This window comes from Enterobacter sp. 18A13, from assembly GCF_007035975.1.
Taxonomy (GTDB): Bacteria; Pseudomonadota; Gammaproteobacteria; order Enterobacterales; family Enterobacteriaceae; genus Enterobacter; species Enterobacter vonholyi.
On sequence record NZ_AP019634.1, the window covers coordinates 4,226,843 to 4,243,950 of the forward strand.

The window sequence follows — 17,108 nt, forward strand, 5'->3', positions numbered from 1 at the left end:
CCGTAACTTCTCAGGCGACCAATTAGCGGCCGTAGCCTTTCAGGTTCGCCTTCTTCAATGCAGACTCATACTGACTGGACATCATCAGAGTTTGCACTTGAGCCATAAAGTCCATAATCACGACAACAACGATAAGCAGTGAGGTCCCACCGAAGTAGAACGGTACTTTCATTGCATCACGCATGAACTCCGGGATCAGGCAGATAAAAGTAATATAGAGCGCACCAACCAAAGTCAGGCGGGTCATTACTTTATCGATATACTTCGCCGTTTGCTCTCCCGGACGAATTCCTGGTACAAATGCACCGGACTTCTTCAGGTTATCTGCTGTTTCACGCGGGTTGAAGACCAACGCCGTGTAGAAGAAACAGAAGAAGATGATCGCAGACGCATAGAGTAACACATAAAGTGGTTGCCCAGGCTGCAAATACAGCGAAATTGTTGTCAGCCAGTTCCAACCAGTACCGCCCCCGAACCATGACGCGATGGTCGCCGGGAACAGAATAATACTGGAAGCGAAGATAGCCGGGATAACCCCCGCCATGTTCACTTTCAGCGGTAAATGTGTGCTCTGTGCAGCATAGACACGACGACCTTGCTGACGTTTAGCGTAGTTCACCACAATGCGGCGTTGACCACGTTCAACGAAGACAACAAAGAACGTCACTGCAAATACTAATACTGCAACCAACAGCAACAGGAGGAAGTGCAGGTCGCCTTGACGCGCTTGCTCGATAGTATGGGCGATGGCTGGCGGGAGGCCCGCAACAATACCGGCGAAGATGATGATTGAGATACCGTTACCGATACCACGCTCAGTAATCTGTTCGCCGAGCCACATCAGGAACATTGTCCCTGTGACCAGACTTACAACAGCGGTGAAGTAGAATGCAAAGCCCGGGTTTAACACCAGGCCCTGCATACCAGGCATATTCGGCAGACCGGTAGCAATACCGATCGACTGGAATATTGCCAGCACCAGAGTACCGTAACGGGTGTACTGACTAATCTTACGACGTCCAGACTCCCCTTCTTTCTTCAACTCTGCCAGGGCCGGATGAACGACCGTCAGCAGCTGGATAATAATAGATGCCGAAATGTACGGCATAATACCCAATGCAAAGATAGAAGCACGGCTGAGAGCACCACCAGAGAACATGTTGAACATTTCAATGATGGTGCCTCGCTGTTGCTCAAGCAGTTTGGCAAGTACAGCGGCATCGATACCAGGGATCGGAATAAAAGAGCCAATACGGAACACAATCAGCGCGCCGATAACAAACAGCAGTCTGCGTTTCAGCTCGCCAAATCCACCTTTGGCACTTTGAAAATCTAATCCCGGTTGCTTAGCCATCTGCTACTTATTCCTCAATTTTACCGCCAGCAGCTTCGATAGCAGCACGAGCACCTTTAGTAACACGCAGGCCACGAACAGTTACCGGAGTAGAAACTTCACCAGCCAGGATCACTTTCGCGAACTCGATCTGGATACCGATAATGTTTGCTGCTTTCAGCGTGTTCAGGTCTACAACGCCGCCTTCAACTTTCGCCAGGTCAGACAGACGGATTTCCGCTGTGATCGCTGCTTTGCGAGAGGTGAAGCCGAACTTCGGCAGACGACGGTACAGTGGCATCTGGCCACCCTCGAAACCGCGACGTACGCCACCGCCAGAACGAGAGTTCTGACCTTTGTGACCACGACCACCGGTTTTACCGAGGCCAGAACCGATACCACGACCCAGGCGTTTACCCGCCTTTTTAGAGCCTTCGGCCGGAGACAGAGTATTTAAACGCATCTCTTACTCCTCAACTTTAACCATGAAGTAAACCGCGTTGACCATACCACGAACAGCAGGAGTATCCTCGCGCTCAACGGTATGACCAATACGACGCAGACCCAGGCCAAGCAGCGTTGCCTTGTGTTTCGGCAGACGACCGATTGCACTGCGGGTTTGAGTGATTTTAATAGTCTTTGCCATGGTCAATTACCCCAGAATTTCTTCAACGGATTTACCACGCTTGGCAGCGACCATTTCTGGAGAATTCATATTTTCCAGGCCATCAATAGTTGCACGAACCACGTTGATCGGGTTGGTGGAACCATATGCTTTAGCCAGAACGTTATGAACCCCAGCAACTTCCAGAACGGCGCGCATTGCACCACCGGCGATGATACCGGTACCTTCTGAAGCTGGCTGCATGAATACACGAGAACCCGTGTGAACACCTTTAACTGGGTGCTGCAGGGTGCCGTTGTTCAGCGCGACGTTAATCATGTTGCGACGGGCTTTTTCCATCGCTTTCTGGATCGCTGCTGGAACTTCACGCGCTTTACCGTAACCAAAACCAACGCGACCGTTACCATCGCCTACTACAGTCAGAGCTGTGAAGGAGAAAATACGACCACCTTTAACGGTTTTAGATACGCGGTTTACCGCGATCAGCTTTTCCTGCAGTTCGCCAGCCTGTTTTTCGATGTGAGCCATCTTACACCTCTACCTTAGAACTGAAGGCCAGCTTCACGGGCAGCATCTGCCAGTGCCTGGACACGACCATGATATTGGAACCCGGAACGGTCAAAGGAAACATTGCTGATGCCTTTTTCCAGAGCGCGTTCAGCAACAGCTTTACCTACAGCTGCAGCGGCGTCTTTGTTACCGGTGTACTTCAATTGTTCTGAGATAGCTTTTTCTACAGTAGAAGCAGCTACCAGAACTTCAGAACCGTTCGGTGCAATTACCTGTGCGTAAATATGACGCGGGGTACGATGTACCACCAGGCGAGTTGCACCCAGCTCTTTGAGCTTGCGGCGTGCGCGGGTCGCACGACGGATACGAGCAGAATTCTTATCCATAGTGTTACCTTACTTCTTCTTAGCCTCTTTGGTACGCACGACTTCGTCGGCGTAACGAACACCCTTGCCTTTGTAAGGCTCAGGACGACGGTAGGCGCGCAGATCTGCTGCAACCTGACCGATCAGCTGTTTATCAGCGCCTTTCAGCACGATTTCAGTCTGAGTCGGGCATTCTGCAGTGATACCGGCCGGCAGCGGATGCTCAACAGGGTGTGAGAAGCCCAGAGACAGGCCTACTGCATTCCCTTTGATAGCTGCACGATAACCTACACCAACCAGCTGAAGCTTTTTAGTGAAGCCTTCGGTAACACCAACAACCATTGAGTTCAGCAGGGCACGCGCGGTACCAGCCTGAGCCCATCCATCCACGAAACCATCACGTGGACCGAAGGTCAGAGCGTTATCTGCATGTTTAACTTCAACAGCTTTGTTGAGGGTACGAGTCAGCTCGCCGTTTTTACCTTTGATCGTAATAACCTGACCGTCGATTTTTACATCAACGCCGGCAGGAATAACGACCGGTGCTTTAGCAACACGAGACATTCTTTCCTCCGATTAGGCTACGTAGCAGATAATTTCGCCACCAAGACCAGCCTGGCGCGCTGCACGATCAGTCATAACACCTTTAGAGGTAGAAACAACTGCGATACCAAGACCAGCCATAACTTTTGGCAGCTCATCTTTTTTCTTATAGATGCGCAGGCCTGGGCGGCTGACACGCTGAATGCTTTCTACAACAGCTTTACCCTGGAAATACTTGAGAGTAAGTTCCAGTTCCGGCTTGGTGTCGCCTTCAACTTTAAAATCTTCGATAAAACCTTCTTCCTTCAGCACGTTGGCAATTGCCACTTTCAGCTTGGCGGAAGGCATGGTGACCGCAACTTTGTTCGCGGCCTGACCGTTACGGATACGGGTCAGCATATCCGCGATCGGATCTTGCATGCTCATCTGTCTTTACTCCCGTGATTCAATTGGTAATTACCAGCTAGCCTTTTTCAAGCCTGGCACTTCACCGCGCATGGCGGCTTCACGCAGTTTGATACGGCTCAACCCAAACTTGCCCACATAACCATGTGGACGACCTGTTTGACGACAGCGGTTACGCTGACGAGACGGGCTGGAATCACGCGGCAGAGACTGCAGCTTGAGAACCGCATTCCAACGATCTTCGTCGGAAGCGTTCACATCAGAAATGATCGCTTTCAGTTCAGCGCGTTTAGCGAAGAATTTATCAGCTAAAGCTACGCGCTTTACTTCGCGTGCTTTCATTGATTGCTTAGCCATTCAGTAACCCTACCTTACTTGCGGAACGGGAAGTCAAAGGCAGCCAGCAGAGCACGGCCTTCTTCGTCAGATTTCGCAGTAGTGGTAATGGTAATATCCAAACCACGCACGCGGTCGACTTTATCGTAGTCGATTTCTGGGAAGATGATCTGCTCACGGACACCCATGCTGTAGTTACCACGACCGTCGAAAGACTTAGCGGACAAGCCACGGAAGTCACGGATACGTGGAACAGCAATAGTGATCAGGCGCTCAAAGAACTCCCACATGCGTTCGCCACGCAGAGTTACTTTACAGCCGATCGGATAGCCCTGACGGATTTTGAAGCCTGCAACAGATTTGCGTGCTTTGGTGATCAGCGGTTTTTGACCGGAGATTGCTGTCAGGTCAGCTGCTGCGTTATCCAGCAGTTTCTTGTCAGCGATCGCTTCACCAACACCCATGTTCAGGGTGATCTTCTCGACCCGAGGGACTTGCATGACAGAATTGTAGTTAAACTCGGTCATGAGTTTTTTAACTACTTCGTCTTTGTAGTAATCATGCAGTTTCGCCATCGTACTACTCCAAATTACTTGATAGTTTCGCTGTTAGACTTGAAGAAACGGACTTTTTTGCCGTCTTCGAATCTAAAGCCTACACGGTCAGCCTTGCCGGTAGCCGCATTGAAGATTGCAACGTTAGAAACCTGAATAGCAGCTTCTTTTTCAACGATGCCACCTGGTTGGTTCAGGGCCGGAACCGGCTTCTGATGTTTCTTAACCAGGTTGATACCTTCAACGACAAGTTTGCCGGAAGACAGAACATTTTTTACTTTACCGCGTTTACCTTTATCTTTACCGGTTAACACGATAACTTCGTCATCACGACGGATTTTCGCTGCCATGATTCGCTCCTTAGAGTACTTCTGGTGCCAGAGAGATAATTTTCATGAACTTCTCAGTACGAAGTTCACGAGTTACCGGCCCAAAGATACGCGTGCCGATAGGCTGCTCGCTGTTATTGTTTAAAATAACGCATGCATTACCATCGAAGCGAATGACAGAACCGTCAGGGCGACGAACACCCTTCTTGGTGCGCACCACTACCGCCTTCAGCACATCACCTTTTTTGACCTTACCACGTGGAATTGCTTCCTTGATGGTGATCTTGATGATGTCGCCTACGCCTGCGTAGCGACGGTGCGAGCCACCCAGAACCTTGATACACATTACGCGACGTGCACCGGAGTTGTCGGCGACGTTCAGCATAGTCTGTTCTTGGATCATTTTAGTGCTCCGCTAATGTCAACTACTACCTGAGACTCTAAAATCAGAGCCGTTAAAAAGCCCCATATCGAGGGCGCGGCATTATAACACCGCTTCTGCAATATGGGTAGAAAAAATAAACGGCTCATCGCTGAGCCGTTTATTCGTATTGAGAAGGCGTACTGTATTACAGAACCGCTTTCTCTACAACGCGAACCAGCGTCCAGGACTTAGTCTTGGACAGTGGGCGGCATTCACGGATTTCAACCTTGTCGCCGATACCACATTCGTTGTTCTCGTCATGTACGTGCAGTTTGGTCGTACGCTTGATGAATTTACCGTAGATCGGGTGTTTCACAATACGTTCGATAGCTACAACAATGGATTTCTCCATTTTGTCGCTAACAACACGACCTTGCAGAGTACGGATTTTATCGGTCATTACGCACCCGCCTTCTGAGTCAGTAAAGTCTTAACGCGCGCAACATTGCGACGCACTTGCTTCAGCAGGTGAGTCTGTTGCAGCTGGCCACTTGCAGCCTGCATACGCAGGTTGAACTGCTCACGCAGCAGGTTCAGCAGCTCAGCGTTCAGCTCTTCAACGCTTTTTTCACGCAGCTCTTTTGCTTTCATTACATCACCGTCTTAGTTACAAAGGTGGTTTTGATAGGCAGTTTCGCTGCTGCCAGGCCGAAGGCTTCACGGGCCAGCTCTTCCGGAACACCGTCCATTTCATAAAGGACTTTGCCCGGTTGGATCAAGGCAACCCAGTACTCCACGTTACCTTTACCTTTACCCATACGAACTTCCAGCGGCTTCTCGGTGATCGGTTTGTCCGGGAATACACGGATCCAGATCTTACCTTGACGCTTAACTGCACGGGTCATTGCACGACGTGCTGCTTCGATCTGACGTGCAGTCAGACGACCACGGCCAACAGCTTTCAGACCGAAAGTGCCGAAGCTAACATCCGTACCCTGCGCCAGACCACGGTTGCGGCCTTTGTGCACTTTACGGAATTTTGTACGCTTTGGTTGTAACATCAGCGACGCTCCTTATTTACGGCCTTTACGCTGCTGCTTTTTAGGTTGAGCAGCCGGTTTTTCCGGTTGTTCAACAGCAGCCATACCACCCAGGATCTCACCTTTGAAGATCCATACCTTAACGCCGATTACACCGTAAGTGGTGTGCGCTTCAGAGGTGTTGTAGTCGATGTCAGCACGCAGAGTGTGCAGCGGTACGCGACCTTCACGGTACCATTCGGTACGTGCGATTTCCGCGCCGCCCAGACGGCCGCTAACTTCAACTTTGATACCTTTAGCGCCCAGACGCATTGCGTTCTGTACAGCACGCTTCATAGCACGACGGAACATTACACGACGTTCCAGCTGTGAAGTGATGCTGTCAGCAACCAATTTAGCGTCCAGTTCAGGCTTACGAACTTCAGCGATATTGATCTGTGCAGGAACGCCAGCGATATCCGCTACGACCTTGCGCAGTTTTTCTACGTCTTCGCCTTTCTTACCGATAACGATGCCAGGACGAGCAGTGTGAATAGTCACACGGATGCTCTTCGCTGGACGCTCGATAACGATACGAGATACAGACGCTTTAGCCAGTTCCTTAGTCAGGTACTGACGTACTTTAAAATCGCTGTCCAGGTTGTCAGCGAATTCTTTGGTGTTCGCAAACCAGGTAGAGTTCCATGGTTTTACAATACCCAGGCGAATACCATTAGGATGTACTTTCTGACCCATTGCTAGTCTCCAGAGTCTCAGCGATCGGACACAACCACAGTAATGTGGCTGGTGCGCTTCAGGATGCGATCTGCACGACCTTTCGCACGCGGCATAATGCGCTTCATGCTTGGGCCTTCATCTACGAAAATTTTCGCGACTTTCAGATCGTCGATGTCAGCGCCATCGTTGTGTTCAGCGTTAGCAATGGCAGATTCCAGTACTTTCTTGACCAATACCGCAGCTTTCTTGTTGGTATAGGTCAGGATGTCCAGGGCCTGCGACACTTTCTTACCGCGAATCAGGTCAGCAACAAGGCGAACCTTCTGAGCAGAAGAACGAGCATGGCGATGTTGAGCTAAAGTTTCCATCTCTTCCTCCTACCTTATTTCTTCTTCGCTTTTTTATCAGCAGCGTGGCCGCGATAAGTACGAGTCGGTGCGAATTCACCCAGTTTGTGACCAACCATTTCGTCGGTAACAAAGACTGGAACGTGCTGACGACCATTATGGACAGCGATGGTCAAACCGATCATGTTAGGAAAGATCGTTGAACGACGGGACCAAGTGCGCAGGGGCTTCTTGTCTCCGCTTTCCACCGCTTTCTCTACCTTCTTCAGCAAGTGCAGGTCAATAAAAGGACCTTTCTTGAGAGAACGTGGCATGGCTTATCCTCTAAAATTATTTGCTACGGCGACGTACGATAAATTTATCAGTACGCTTGTTGCTGCGGGTCTTCTTACCTTTGGTCTGAACGCCCCACGGAGATACCGGGTGCTTACCAAAGTTACGACCTTCACCACCACCATGTGGGTGATCGACTGGGTTCATCGCAGTACCGCGAACGGTAGGACGAACACCACGCCAGCGTGCAGCACCTGCTTTACCCAGAACGCGCAGCATATGCTCAGCATTGCCAACTTCGCCCAGAGTAGCGCGGCAGTCTGCTTCGACTTTACGCATTTCACCAGAACGCAGACGCAGAGTGACATAAGCACCATCACGAGCAACGATCTGAACGTAAGTACCAGCGGAACGTGCCAGCTGACCGCCTTTACCTGGTTTCATTTCTACGTTATGAACGGTAGAACCAACCGGGATATTGCGCATCGGCAGGGTGTTGCCTGCTTTGATTGCAGCATCAACGCCAGACTGAATCTGGTCGCCAGCTTTCAGGCCTTTAGGGGCCAGGATGTAACGGCGTTCGCCGTCTTTGTACAGAACCAGCGCGATGTTCGCGGAACGGTTCGGATCGTACTCAAGACGTTCAACAACTGCTGGGATACCGTCTTTGTTGCGTTTGAAGTCAACAATACGATAAGCCTGCTTGTGGCCACCACCGATGTGACGAGTGGTGATACGGCCATTGTTGTTACGACCACCGGATTTGCTGTTTTTTTCCAGCAACGGAGCAAAAGGTTTGCCCTTGTGCAGCTCAGGGTTAACCACTTTAACTACGTGGCGACGACCCGGAGATGTCGGTTTACATTTAACAACTGCCATTGTATTACTCCTCCGACTTACTCAGCGCCGCCAACGAAGTCCAGATTCTGGCCTTCTTTCAGGGTGACGTAAGCTTTTTTCCAGTCGCTACGACGACCGATACGCTGTCCGTGACGTTTAACTTTCCCTTTAACTACCAGGGTGTTAACGACTTCGACTTCGACTTCAAACAGTTTCTGCACAGCAGCTTTGATCTCTGCTTTGGTCGCGTCTTTAGCAACTTTGAGAACGATGGTGTTTGTTTTTTCCATCGCAGTAGACGCTTTTTCAGAAACGTGCGGTGCGCGAAGCACCTTCAGCAGACGTTCTTCACGAATCATGCCAGCATCTCCTCAACTTGCTTAACAGCATCAGCAGTCATTACGACTTTGTCGAAGGCGATCAGGCTAACCGGGTCGATACCAGTCGCATCGCGTACGTCAACCTTGTGCAGGTTACGTGCGGCCAGGAACAGGTTCTCGTCCAGCTCACCGGTGATGATCAGCACATCTTCCAGAGCCATGTCTTTCAGTTTCTGTGCCAGCAGCTTAGTTTTAGGCGCTTCAACAGAGAACTTCTCGACAACGATCAGACGATCCTGACGTACCAGTTCGGACAGGATGCTTTTCAGCGCGCCGCGGTACATCTTTTTGTTAACTTTTTGACTGTGGTCCTGTGGACGCGCAGCGAAGGTCACGCCACCTGAACGCCAGATCGGGCTCTTGATAGAACCTGAACGCGCACGGCCGGTACCTTTCTGGCGCCATGGCTTTTTGCCAGAACCAGTTACTTCAGCACGAGTCTTCTGAGCACGAGTACCCTGACGAGCACCAGCTGCATAAGCAACAACAACCTGGTGAACCAGCGCTTCGTTGAAATCACGACCGAAGGTAGTTTCGGAAACAGTCAGCGCGCTCTGCGCGTCTTTCAATACTAATTCCATTGCTATCCCCTTACGCCTTCACAGCTGGTTTAACGATCAGGTCGCTACCGGTTGCACCCGGAACTGCACCTTTAACCAGCAGCAGGTTGCGCTCAGCGTCAACACGTACTACGTCCAGGCTCTGAACGGTTACACGTTCGTTACCCAGCTGACCTGCCATTTTCTTGCCTTTGAACACTTTGCCCGGAGTCTGGTTCTGACCGATAGAACCCGGAACGCGGTGAGACAAGGAGTTACCGTGAGTAGCGTCCTGGGTACGGAAGTTCCAGCGCTTAACGGTACCAGCAAAACCTTTACCTTTAGAGGTACCGGTTACGTCAACTTTTTTAACGTCAGCAAACAGCTCAACGCTAATGTCCTGACCTACGGTGAACTCTTCGCCTTCAGCAAGACGGAATTCCCACAGACCACGGCCAGCTTCTACGCCAGCTTTAGCGAAGTGACCCGCTTCTGGTTTGGTTACACGGTTAGCTTTTTTAGCACCAGTGGTAACCTGAATAGCGCGGTAGCCATCGTTAGCCAGATCTTTAACCTGAGTAACGCGGTTTGCTTCAACTTCGATTACGGTTACTGGGATAGAAACGCCATCTTCAGTGAAGATGCGGGTCATACCCACTTTTTTACCGACTAAACCAATCATTGTTTCAACCTCTCAATCGCTCGATGACCTGATTAACCCAGGCTGATCTGCACGTCTACACCGGCAGCCAGATCCAGACGCATCAGAGCATCAACGGTTTTCTCAGTTGGCTCAACGATGTCAACCAGACGCTTGTGAGTGCGGATTTCGTACTGATCGCGCGCGTCTTTGTTAACGTGCGGAGAGATCAGAACGGTGAAGCGCTCTTTGCGGGTCGGCAGCGGGATCGGACCACGGACTTGCGCACCAGTGCGCTTAGCAGTCTCGACGATTTCCGCGGTTGATTGATCGATCAGACGATGATCAAACGCTTTAAGGCGGATACGGATTCTTTGGTTCTGCATGAGACCAGAGCTCCAATTATTTTATAAACGAAAATGATTACTCCTCAAACCCATTACGATTGATGGGAGAGTGTAACCGTTCTTACGTAGCTCCCCAATTGGGAGCATTGTTGAGTAACAAAATGAGCTACTCTGGTTCTGATTGAACCCGCCGTCAATTACGACAAGCCCGCGCATTATACGTAAATCTGGGCAAGACGCAAGTGCCGTTTAGAAATTAAGCGCCAGAGGCGCAGTATTCATAAGAGCGCGCAACATTTTATGCAATGTAATCTGCGTCGATGCTTTGTTTCGAGCCGCTACGCATCTCCGTTTTTTATGCGTTGCCGGCAAGGCCGATTATAACGAGTATGCGCGCAAACCCGCTTGAGGCCTTTTTCATGCTAACCACCCTCCCCTTTCTGCTGATCTATCTTTCGCTGACTGCCTTACTGGTACATGCCGATATTCGCTACGGTCTGCTTCCCGATAAATTTCTCTGCCCGCTGCTATGGGCGGGCCTGCTCTTTCAGCTCTGTATCCATCCGGATTTTCTGCCACGTGCGGTGGTGGGTGCGATGGCCGGATATATTGCCTTTGCCATTATTTACTGGGGCTACTGGTTTATCTGCCGGCGTGAAGGTATGGGATATGGCGATGTAAAATACCTGGCTGCGCTTGGCGCATGGCATGGCTGGTGCGTACTGCCTACGCTGGCGTTGCTTGCAGCACTGATGGCGCTTCTCTGCATTCTTGTTTTTTCGTTAATCCGCCCTGATAAGAAGGCAATAAAAAACCCGCTGCCTTTTGGGCCATTTCTGGCAGCAGCGGGTTTATGCGTTGGCTGGAAGACGTTGCTTATTCTTCCACTTTAATCTGTGACTGAAGATAGTTTTGCAGGCCAATTTTAGCAATGAGATCCAGCTCCGTTTCCAGCCAGTCAATATGGCCTTCTTCATCGGCCAGGATCTGGATCATCATATCGCGACTGACGTAGTCATGTACGCTGTCAGCATATGCAATGGCTTCACGGAGATCTTTGGCACCTTCAAGCTCCAGCCTGAGGTCGGAACGCAGCATCTCTTCGACATCTTCTCCGATGCCCAGCTTGCCGAGATCCTGCAGGTTTGGAATGCCTTCAAGGAATAAAATACGCTCGATATATTTATCAGCGTGTTTCATCTCATCTATAGATTCATGGTACTCAACGTCGTTTAAACGTTTGAGTCCCCAGTTTTTGAGCATTCTCGCGTGAAGAAAGTACTGGTTGATTGCGACAAGCTCATTTCCCAATAATTTATTGAGATAACTTATGATTTTAACATCACCTTTCATTATATAGTCCCTCCGCTTCCACTCATTGAAGCGTAGATCGGGCTACAGGGATGTCAAAAAAAAGATGGGCGCTTACGCGATCTCTTTGTATTCCGGGATCTGCATCAGTTCGTCCTGCATGATCTCTCGCGCAGCACGTACACATTTACCGCATTGATTTCCCACCGGAACAAATTTGCGAAGCTGCTGGAATGACTGGGGCTGGAACTGGCGAACGGCCTGACGTATTTTTTTGTCGCTTACACCATTACATAAACAAACGTACATATAAACTCCCGTTCAAATTATGCGCAAAGTGTAAGTGAGAATGGTTATGATTACAATAGCACAAACGCCAGAATGCGGGGCGGGAGCAGGCAAAAAATGCGAAATTTTGTGACAAATACCTGAGCGGCAGAAAACAAAAAAGGACGCCGAAGCGTCCTTTTTTATTCGGGGATAATTAATTAGCCCAGAACTTTAGCAACAACGCCCGCGCCAACGGTACGGCCGCCTTCACGGATTGCGAAACGCAGACCGTCGTCCATCGCGATTGGGTGGATCAGAGTCACAACCATCTTGATGTTGTCGCCTGGCATTACCATCTCAACGCCTTCTGGCAGTTCGATGGTACCGGTCACGTCAGTTGTACGGAAGTAGAACTGTGGACGGTAGCCTTTGAAGAACGGAGTATGACGGCCGCCTTCGTCTTTGGACAGAATGTACACTTCAGATTCGAACTTGGTGTGTGGCTTGATTGAGCCTGGCTTCGCCAGAACCTGACCACGTTCGATTTCTTCACGTTTGATACCACGCAGCAGAACACCAACGTTCTCACCAGCACGGCCTTCGTCCAGCAGTTTGCGGAACATTTCAACGCCAGTACAGGTAGACTTCGCAGTCTCTTTGATACCAACGATTTCAACTTCTTCACCAACTTTGATGATACCGCGCTCTACACGACCGGTAACAACGGTACCACGACCGGAGATGGAGAATACGTCTTCGATTGGCAGCAGGAATGGCTTGTCAATCGCACGCTCTGGTTCTGGGATGTAAGAATCCAGGAAGCCAGCCAGTTCGATGATTTTCGCTTCCCACTCAGCTTCGCCTTCCAGCGCTTTCAGAGCAGAACCACGAACGATTGGAGTATCGTCGCCTGGGAAATCGTACTGAGACAGCAGTTCACGAACTTCCATCTCTACCAGTTCCAGCAGCTCTTCGTCATCAACCATGTCGCACTTGTTCAGGAACACGATGATGAAAGGAACGCCTACCTGACGACCCAGCAGGATGTGCTCACGAGTCTGAGGCATTGGGCCGTCAGTCGCAGCAACAACCAGGATCGCGCCGTCCATCTGCGCAGCACCGGTGATCATGTTTTTAACATAGTCGGCGTGGCCTGGGCAGTCTACGTGTGCGTAGTGGCGAGTCGGGGTGTCGTACTCAACGTGAGAGGTGTTGATGGTGATACCACGAGCTTTTTCTTCTGGTGCGTTATCGATCTGGTCGAATGCACGAGCAGAACCACCGTAGGTTTTAGCCAGAACGGTAGTGATTGCAGCAGTCAGGGTAGTTTTACCATGGTCAACGTGGCCGATAGTACCAACGTTGACGTGGGGTTTTGTACGTTCAAATTTTTCTTTAGACACGGCTATATTCCTTACTATAGTGCTCTCCCCTCTGGAGAGAGCACGGGACTTAGGTTTTAATCCTGTGGATTACTTACCACGGGCTTCAATAACGGCCTGAGCAACGTTGTTAGGCGCATCATCATACTTCAGGAATTCCATGGTGTATGATGCACGACCTTTGGTCAGAGAACGCAGCTGAGTCGCATATCCGAACATTTCAGACAGCGGAACTTCAGCGTGGATCTTAACGCCAGTTACTTCGGATTCCTGACCACGCAGCATACCGCGACGACGGCTCAAGTCACCGATAACGTCACCGGTGTTCTCTTCAGGAGTTTCTACTTCAACCTTCATGATTGGCTCAAGCAGAACTGGTTTTGCTTTCTTAAAGCCTTCTTTAAAGGCAATAGACGCAGCCAGTTTAAACGCCAGTTCAGAGGAGTCAACGTCGTGGTAAGAACCGAAGTGCAGACGAACACCCATGTCAACAACCGGATAGCCAGCCAGAGGGCCCGCTTTCAGCTGTTCCTGGATGCCTTTATCAACGGCAGGGATGTATTCGCCAGGAATTACACCACCTTTGATGTCGTTGATGAACTCGTAACCTTTCGGGTTAGAGCCCGGCTCCAGTGGGTACATGTCGATCACAACGTGACCGTACTGACCGCGACCACCAGACTGCTTAGCGTGTTTACCTTCAATGTCGGTAACTTTCGCGCGAATCGCTTCGCGGTAAGCAACCTGAGGTTTACCCACGTTCGCTTCAACGTTGAATTCACGCTTCATACGGTCAACGATGATGTCCAGGTGCAGTTCACCCATACCAGCGATGATGGTCTGGTTAGATTCTTCATCAGTCCATACGCGGAATGATGGGTCTTCTTTCGCCAGACGGCCCAGAGCCAGACCCATTTTTTCCTGGTCAGCTTTGGTTTTTGGTTCAACTGCGATGGAGATTACCGGCTCAGGGAATTCCATACGCTCCAGAATGATCGGGTGATCCGGGTCACACAGGGTGTCACCAGTGGTCACGTCTTTCAGACCGATAGCTGCAGCGATGTCGCCCGCACGAACTTCTTTGATCTCTTCACGTTTGTTAGCGTGCATCTGTACGATACGGCCAAAACGTTCACGCGCCGCTTTCACGGAGTTCAGGATGGTGTCACCGGAGTTAACCACACCAGAATAAACGCGGAAGAAGGTCAGGTTACCCACGAATGGGTCGGTAGCAATTTTGAACGCCAGTGCAGAGAATGGCTCTTCGTCGCTTGCGTGACGCTCAGCCGGAGTATCTTTACCGTCGTCCAGGATGCCGTTGATCGCAGGAACGTCAACCGGGGATGGCAGGTAGTCAACTACCGCATCCAGCATCGCCTGAACACCTTTGTTCTTGAACGCAGAACCACAGGTTACCAGGATGATTTCGTTGTTCAGAACGCGCTGACGCAGAGCTTTTTTGATCTCTTCTTCAGTCAGTTCTTCACCACCCAGGTATTTCTCCATCAGCTCTTCAGAAGCTTCAGCAGCGGATTCGATCAGGTTCTGGTGCCATTCGTCAGCCAGGTCCTGCATTGCAGCTGGGATATCTTCGTATTCGAAGGTAACGCCCTGGTCTGCATCGTTCCAGTTGATGGCTTTCATTTTCACCAGGTCGATAACGCCGGTGAAGCCTTCTTCAGCACCAATTGCCAGCTGCAGCGGAACAGGGTTCGCGCCCAGACGGGTTTTGATCTGACCAACAACTTTCAGGAAGTTAGCACCCATACGGTCCATTTTGTTAACGAACGCGATGCGTGGAACTTTATATTTGTTCGCCTGACGCCATACGGTTTCAGACTGTGGCTGAACACCACCAACTGCGCAATAAACCATTACCGCGCCGTCAAGAACACGCATGGAACGTTCTACTTCAATGGTGAAGTCAACGTGCCCTGGGGTGTCGATGATGTTTACGCGATGCGGTTCGTACTGCTTAGCCATACCTGACCAGAATGCAGTAGTCGCTGCGGAGGTGATAGTGATACCACGCTCCTGCTCCTGTTCCATCCAGTCCATGGTGGCTGCGCCGTCATGAACTTCACCGATTTTGTGGTTTACACCGGTGTAGAACAGAATACGTTCGGTAGTAGTGGTTTTACCGGCGTCGATGTGCGCACTGATACCGATGTTACGGTAGCGTGCGATGGGTGTTGTACGAGCCATTTGATTCCTCGTTTATATCTTTAGGCGTTCAGTTAAGTTACCCAGAGCGGGCGGCTTCTCTGAAGCGCCCGCCTGGTGACTAAGACTCCGAAGGGATTACCAACGGTAGTGTGCGAACGCCTTGTTGGCTTCTGCCATACGGTGAACGTCTTCACGTTTCTTAACTGCAGTACCTTTGTTGTCTGCAGCATCAGAAAGTTCGTTCGCCAGACGCAGAGCCATGGATTTATCACCGCGTTTACGAGCAGCTTCAACGATCCAACGCATTGCCAGGGCATTACGACGGACCGGACGAACTTCAACTGGAACCTGATAAGTAGAACCACCAACGCGGCGGGACTTAACTTCTACAGTTGGGCGAACGTTGTCGAGAGCGACTTCGAAAGCTTCCAGTTCATTTTTACCAGAACGCTGAGCCAGGGTCTCAAGCGCGCTGTATACGATTGCTTCTGCAGTAGATTTTTTACCATCTACCATCAGGATATTTACAAATTTTGCCAGCAGTTCTGATCCGAATTTCGGATCTGGAAGAATTTTACGCTGACCAATGACGCGACGACGTGGCATGGGAATACTCCGTTGTTAATTCAGGATTGTCCAAAACTCAAAGAGTTTAGTGTGACATTAAGATAAATCAGTTTGGCCTTACTTAACGGAGAACCATTAAGCCTTAGGACGCTTCACGCCGTACTTGGAGCGAGCCTGCTTACGGTCTTTAACACCTGAGCAGTCCAGCGCACCACGAACGGTGTGGTAACGAACACCCGGAAGGTCTTTAACACGACCGCCACGGATCAGGATCACGGAGTGCTCCTGCAGGTTGTGACCTTCACCACCGATGTAGGAAGTCACTTCGAAACCGTTAGTCAAACGCACACGGCATACTTTACGCAGTGCGGAGTTTGGTTTTTTAGGAGTGGTGGTATATACACGAGTACATACGCCACGTTTCTGCGGGCAGGCTTCCAGCGCAGGCACGTTGCTTTTCGCAACTTTGCGTGCACGTGGTTTGCGTACCAGCTGGTTAACTGTTGCCATTAAATAGCTCCTGGTTTTAGCTTTTGCTTCGTAAACACGTAATAAAACGACCTCATACAATATGAGGACGCGAAATTTTAGGGCTACGTCGAAAAGGTGTCAAGAAATATACAGCGATCTCAAATCACCAGTTCATTTGACTGGCGTGCGTCACAGTAAGATTGACGAAATCAGTATAGCCAACCACGTCAATTTTGGCTGAAATTTGACCAGAAAGACCCCGCGCATCCAGATCGTCCTTCAGCGCAGAGACTGTTATGGGGGCATTCGTGAGAATTTCAACGAAACGACTGCCTTCCAGTGCAGCAAGTACGCCATCCTGAATCAGCAGCAGGTCATCACCGTCGCGCAGCATACTCAGTAACGCGTCGATATCACATTGCCACGGTGAATGGCTCAGAGTATGGAGCATATC

Annotated in this window: 30 protein-coding genes; 1 reads left to right on the plus strand and 29 read right to left on the minus strand. The window is 50.4% G+C overall.

Features of this window, described 5'->3' with window-relative positions; genetic code table 11:
* Nucleotides 1-22: 22 nt before the first annotated feature.
* The 22 genes from secY to rpsJ form a co-directional block, all read right to left on the minus strand.
* Complete coding sequence (gene secY / locus FOY93_RS20430) at nt 23-1,354, minus strand: preprotein translocase subunit SecY (protein ID WP_003863305.1); 1,332 nt, start codon at nt 1,352-1,354, stop codon at nt 23-25.
* 7 nt (nt 1,355-1,361) lie between these two features.
* On the minus strand, nt 1,362-1,796 hold the full coding sequence (gene rplO, locus FOY93_RS20435) for a 50S ribosomal protein L15 (protein WP_003863304.1): 435 nt from the start codon (nt 1,794-1,796) through the stop codon (nt 1,362-1,364).
* 3 nt (nt 1,797-1,799) lie between these two features.
* The gene (rpmD, locus tag FOY93_RS20440; protein WP_003863301.1) at nt 1,800-1,979 is read right to left on the minus strand and encodes a 50S ribosomal protein L30; all 180 of its coding nucleotides are present in this window, start codon (nt 1,977-1,979) and stop codon (nt 1,800-1,802) included.
* A 6-nt stretch (nt 1,980-1,985) separates the two neighbouring features.
* Nucleotides 1,986-2,486, minus strand: a complete 501-nt coding sequence (gene rpsE, locus FOY93_RS20445; RefSeq protein ID WP_003863299.1) for a 30S ribosomal protein S5 — start codon at nt 2,484-2,486, stop codon at nt 1,986-1,988.
* Nucleotides 2,487-2,500: 14 nt separating this feature from the next.
* On the minus strand, nt 2,501-2,854 hold the full coding sequence (rplR, locus tag FOY93_RS20450) for a 50S ribosomal protein L18 (RefSeq protein WP_143345606.1): 354 nt from the start codon (nt 2,852-2,854) through the stop codon (nt 2,501-2,503).
* A 9-nt stretch (nt 2,855-2,863) separates the two neighbouring features.
* The gene (rplF, locus tag FOY93_RS20455) at nt 2,864-3,397 is read right to left on the minus strand and encodes a 50S ribosomal protein L6 (protein ID WP_003863296.1); all 534 of its coding nucleotides are present in this window, start codon (nt 3,395-3,397) and stop codon (nt 2,864-2,866) included.
* A gap of 12 nt (nt 3,398-3,409) precedes the next feature.
* Entirely contained in the window at nt 3,410-3,802 is a 393-nt protein-coding gene (rpsH, locus tag FOY93_RS20460) for a 30S ribosomal protein S8 (RefSeq protein WP_006178918.1), read from the minus strand.
* Nucleotides 3,803-3,832: 30 nt separating this feature from the next.
* Nucleotides 3,833-4,138, minus strand: coding sequence for a 30S ribosomal protein S14 (gene rpsN, locus FOY93_RS20465; protein WP_003863291.1), 306 nt, complete (start codon nt 4,136-4,138; stop codon nt 3,833-3,835).
* A gap of 14 nt (nt 4,139-4,152) precedes the next feature.
* Nucleotides 4,153-4,692 (minus strand): 50S ribosomal protein L5, encoded by a 540-nt coding sequence (rplE, locus tag FOY93_RS20470; RefSeq protein ID WP_001096202.1) that lies wholly within the window; start codon nt 4,690-4,692, stop codon nt 4,153-4,155.
* Nucleotides 4,693-4,706: 14 nt separating this feature from the next.
* Complete coding sequence (rplX, locus tag FOY93_RS20475; protein WP_003863287.1) at nt 4,707-5,021, minus strand: 50S ribosomal protein L24; 315 nt, start codon at nt 5,019-5,021, stop codon at nt 4,707-4,709.
* 10 nt (nt 5,022-5,031) lie between these two features.
* Nucleotides 5,032-5,403: a 50S ribosomal protein L14 gene (gene rplN, locus FOY93_RS20480; RefSeq protein ID WP_002919748.1), complete on the minus strand. Its 372-nt coding sequence runs from the start codon at nt 5,401-5,403 to the stop codon at nt 5,032-5,034.
* A 166-nt stretch (nt 5,404-5,569) separates the two neighbouring features.
* Nucleotides 5,570-5,824 (minus strand): 30S ribosomal protein S17, encoded by a 255-nt coding sequence (gene rpsQ, locus FOY93_RS20485; protein WP_008503489.1) that lies wholly within the window; start codon nt 5,822-5,824, stop codon nt 5,570-5,572.
* A complete protein-coding gene (rpmC, locus tag FOY93_RS20490) occupies nt 5,824-6,015 on the minus strand; it encodes a 50S ribosomal protein L29 (protein WP_003863282.1) in 192 nt (63 codons plus the stop codon). The genes rpsQ and rpmC overlap by 1 nt, the downstream gene beginning before the upstream one ends.
* Complete coding sequence (gene rplP / locus FOY93_RS20495) at nt 6,015-6,425, minus strand: 50S ribosomal protein L16 (protein WP_002919759.1); 411 nt, start codon at nt 6,423-6,425, stop codon at nt 6,015-6,017. Before rplP ends, rpmC begins: the two co-directional genes overlap by 1 nt.
* 12 nt (nt 6,426-6,437) lie before the next feature.
* Nucleotides 6,438-7,139 carry a 30S ribosomal protein S3 gene (rpsC, locus tag FOY93_RS20500; protein WP_000529945.1) on the minus strand — a complete coding sequence of 234 codons (702 nt, stop codon included), beginning with the start codon at nt 7,137-7,139 and terminating at the stop codon, nt 6,438-6,440.
* A 17-nt stretch (nt 7,140-7,156) separates the two neighbouring features.
* Nucleotides 7,157-7,489 (minus strand): 50S ribosomal protein L22, encoded by a 333-nt coding sequence (gene rplV, locus FOY93_RS20505; RefSeq protein WP_002919773.1) that lies wholly within the window; start codon nt 7,487-7,489, stop codon nt 7,157-7,159.
* A gap of 14 nt (nt 7,490-7,503) precedes the next feature.
* On the minus strand, nt 7,504-7,782 hold the full coding sequence (gene rpsS, locus FOY93_RS20510; protein ID WP_001138117.1) for a 30S ribosomal protein S19: 279 nt from the start codon (nt 7,780-7,782) through the stop codon (nt 7,504-7,506).
* A 16-nt stretch (nt 7,783-7,798) separates the two neighbouring features.
* Nucleotides 7,799-8,620, minus strand: coding sequence for a 50S ribosomal protein L2 (gene rplB, locus FOY93_RS20515; RefSeq protein ID WP_008457150.1), 822 nt, complete (start codon nt 8,618-8,620; stop codon nt 7,799-7,801).
* A gap of 17 nt (nt 8,621-8,637) precedes the next feature.
* Entirely contained in the window at nt 8,638-8,940 is a 303-nt protein-coding gene (gene rplW, locus FOY93_RS20520) for a 50S ribosomal protein L23 (RefSeq protein WP_000617546.1), read from the minus strand.
* Nucleotides 8,937-9,542 carry a 50S ribosomal protein L4 gene (rplD, locus tag FOY93_RS20525; protein ID WP_000424395.1) on the minus strand — a complete coding sequence of 202 codons (606 nt, stop codon included), beginning with the start codon at nt 9,540-9,542 and terminating at the stop codon, nt 8,937-8,939. The genes rplW and rplD overlap by 4 nt, the downstream gene beginning before the upstream one ends.
* A 10-nt stretch (nt 9,543-9,552) precedes the next feature.
* Entirely contained in the window at nt 9,553-10,182 is a 630-nt protein-coding gene (rplC, locus tag FOY93_RS20530; RefSeq protein ID WP_003863274.1) for a 50S ribosomal protein L3, read from the minus strand.
* Between the two features lie 32 nt (nt 10,183-10,214).
* Nucleotides 10,215-10,526, minus strand: coding sequence for a 30S ribosomal protein S10 (rpsJ, locus tag FOY93_RS20535; RefSeq protein WP_001181005.1), 312 nt, complete (start codon nt 10,524-10,526; stop codon nt 10,215-10,217).
* 380 nt (nt 10,527-10,906) lie between these two features.
* Between rpsJ and FOY93_RS20540 the strand changes: the two genes are divergently transcribed.
* Complete coding sequence (locus FOY93_RS20540) at nt 10,907-11,380, plus strand: prepilin peptidase (RefSeq protein WP_133295476.1); 474 nt, start codon at nt 10,907-10,909, stop codon at nt 11,378-11,380.
* Here FOY93_RS20540 and bfr read toward each other — a convergent pair.
* From bfr to tusB, 7 genes are all read right to left on the minus strand, one after another.
* Nucleotides 11,364-11,840, minus strand: a complete 477-nt coding sequence (gene bfr, locus FOY93_RS20545; protein ID WP_143345607.1) for a bacterioferritin — start codon at nt 11,838-11,840, stop codon at nt 11,364-11,366. The two genes, FOY93_RS20540 and bfr, sit on opposite strands and share 17 nt — an antisense overlap.
* Before the next feature lie 72 nt (nt 11,841-11,912).
* Nucleotides 11,913-12,107 (minus strand): bacterioferritin-associated ferredoxin, encoded by a 195-nt coding sequence (gene bfd / locus FOY93_RS20550; RefSeq protein WP_008503493.1) that lies wholly within the window; start codon nt 12,105-12,107, stop codon nt 11,913-11,915.
* A 179-nt stretch (nt 12,108-12,286) separates the two neighbouring features.
* Complete coding sequence (gene tuf / locus FOY93_RS20555; RefSeq protein WP_014068448.1) at nt 12,287-13,471, minus strand: elongation factor Tu; 1,185 nt, start codon at nt 13,469-13,471, stop codon at nt 12,287-12,289.
* Nucleotides 13,472-13,540: 69 nt separating this feature from the next.
* Entirely contained in the window at nt 13,541-15,655 is a 2,115-nt protein-coding gene (fusA, locus tag FOY93_RS20560) for an elongation factor G (protein ID WP_008503004.1), read from the minus strand.
* Nucleotides 15,656-15,751: 96 nt separating this feature from the next.
* On the minus strand, nt 15,752-16,222 hold the full coding sequence (gene rpsG / locus FOY93_RS20565; RefSeq protein WP_004106370.1) for a 30S ribosomal protein S7: 471 nt from the start codon (nt 16,220-16,222) through the stop codon (nt 15,752-15,754).
* A gap of 96 nt (nt 16,223-16,318) precedes the next feature.
* Complete coding sequence (gene rpsL / locus FOY93_RS20570) at nt 16,319-16,693, minus strand: 30S ribosomal protein S12 (RefSeq protein WP_000246815.1); 375 nt, start codon at nt 16,691-16,693, stop codon at nt 16,319-16,321.
* Nucleotides 16,694-16,817: 124 nt separating this feature from the next.
* Nucleotides 16,818-17,105 (minus strand): sulfurtransferase complex subunit TusB, encoded by a 288-nt coding sequence (gene tusB / locus FOY93_RS20575; protein ID WP_045909310.1) that lies wholly within the window; start codon nt 17,103-17,105, stop codon nt 16,818-16,820.
* Between the last annotated feature and the right edge of the window lie 3 nt (nt 17,106-17,108).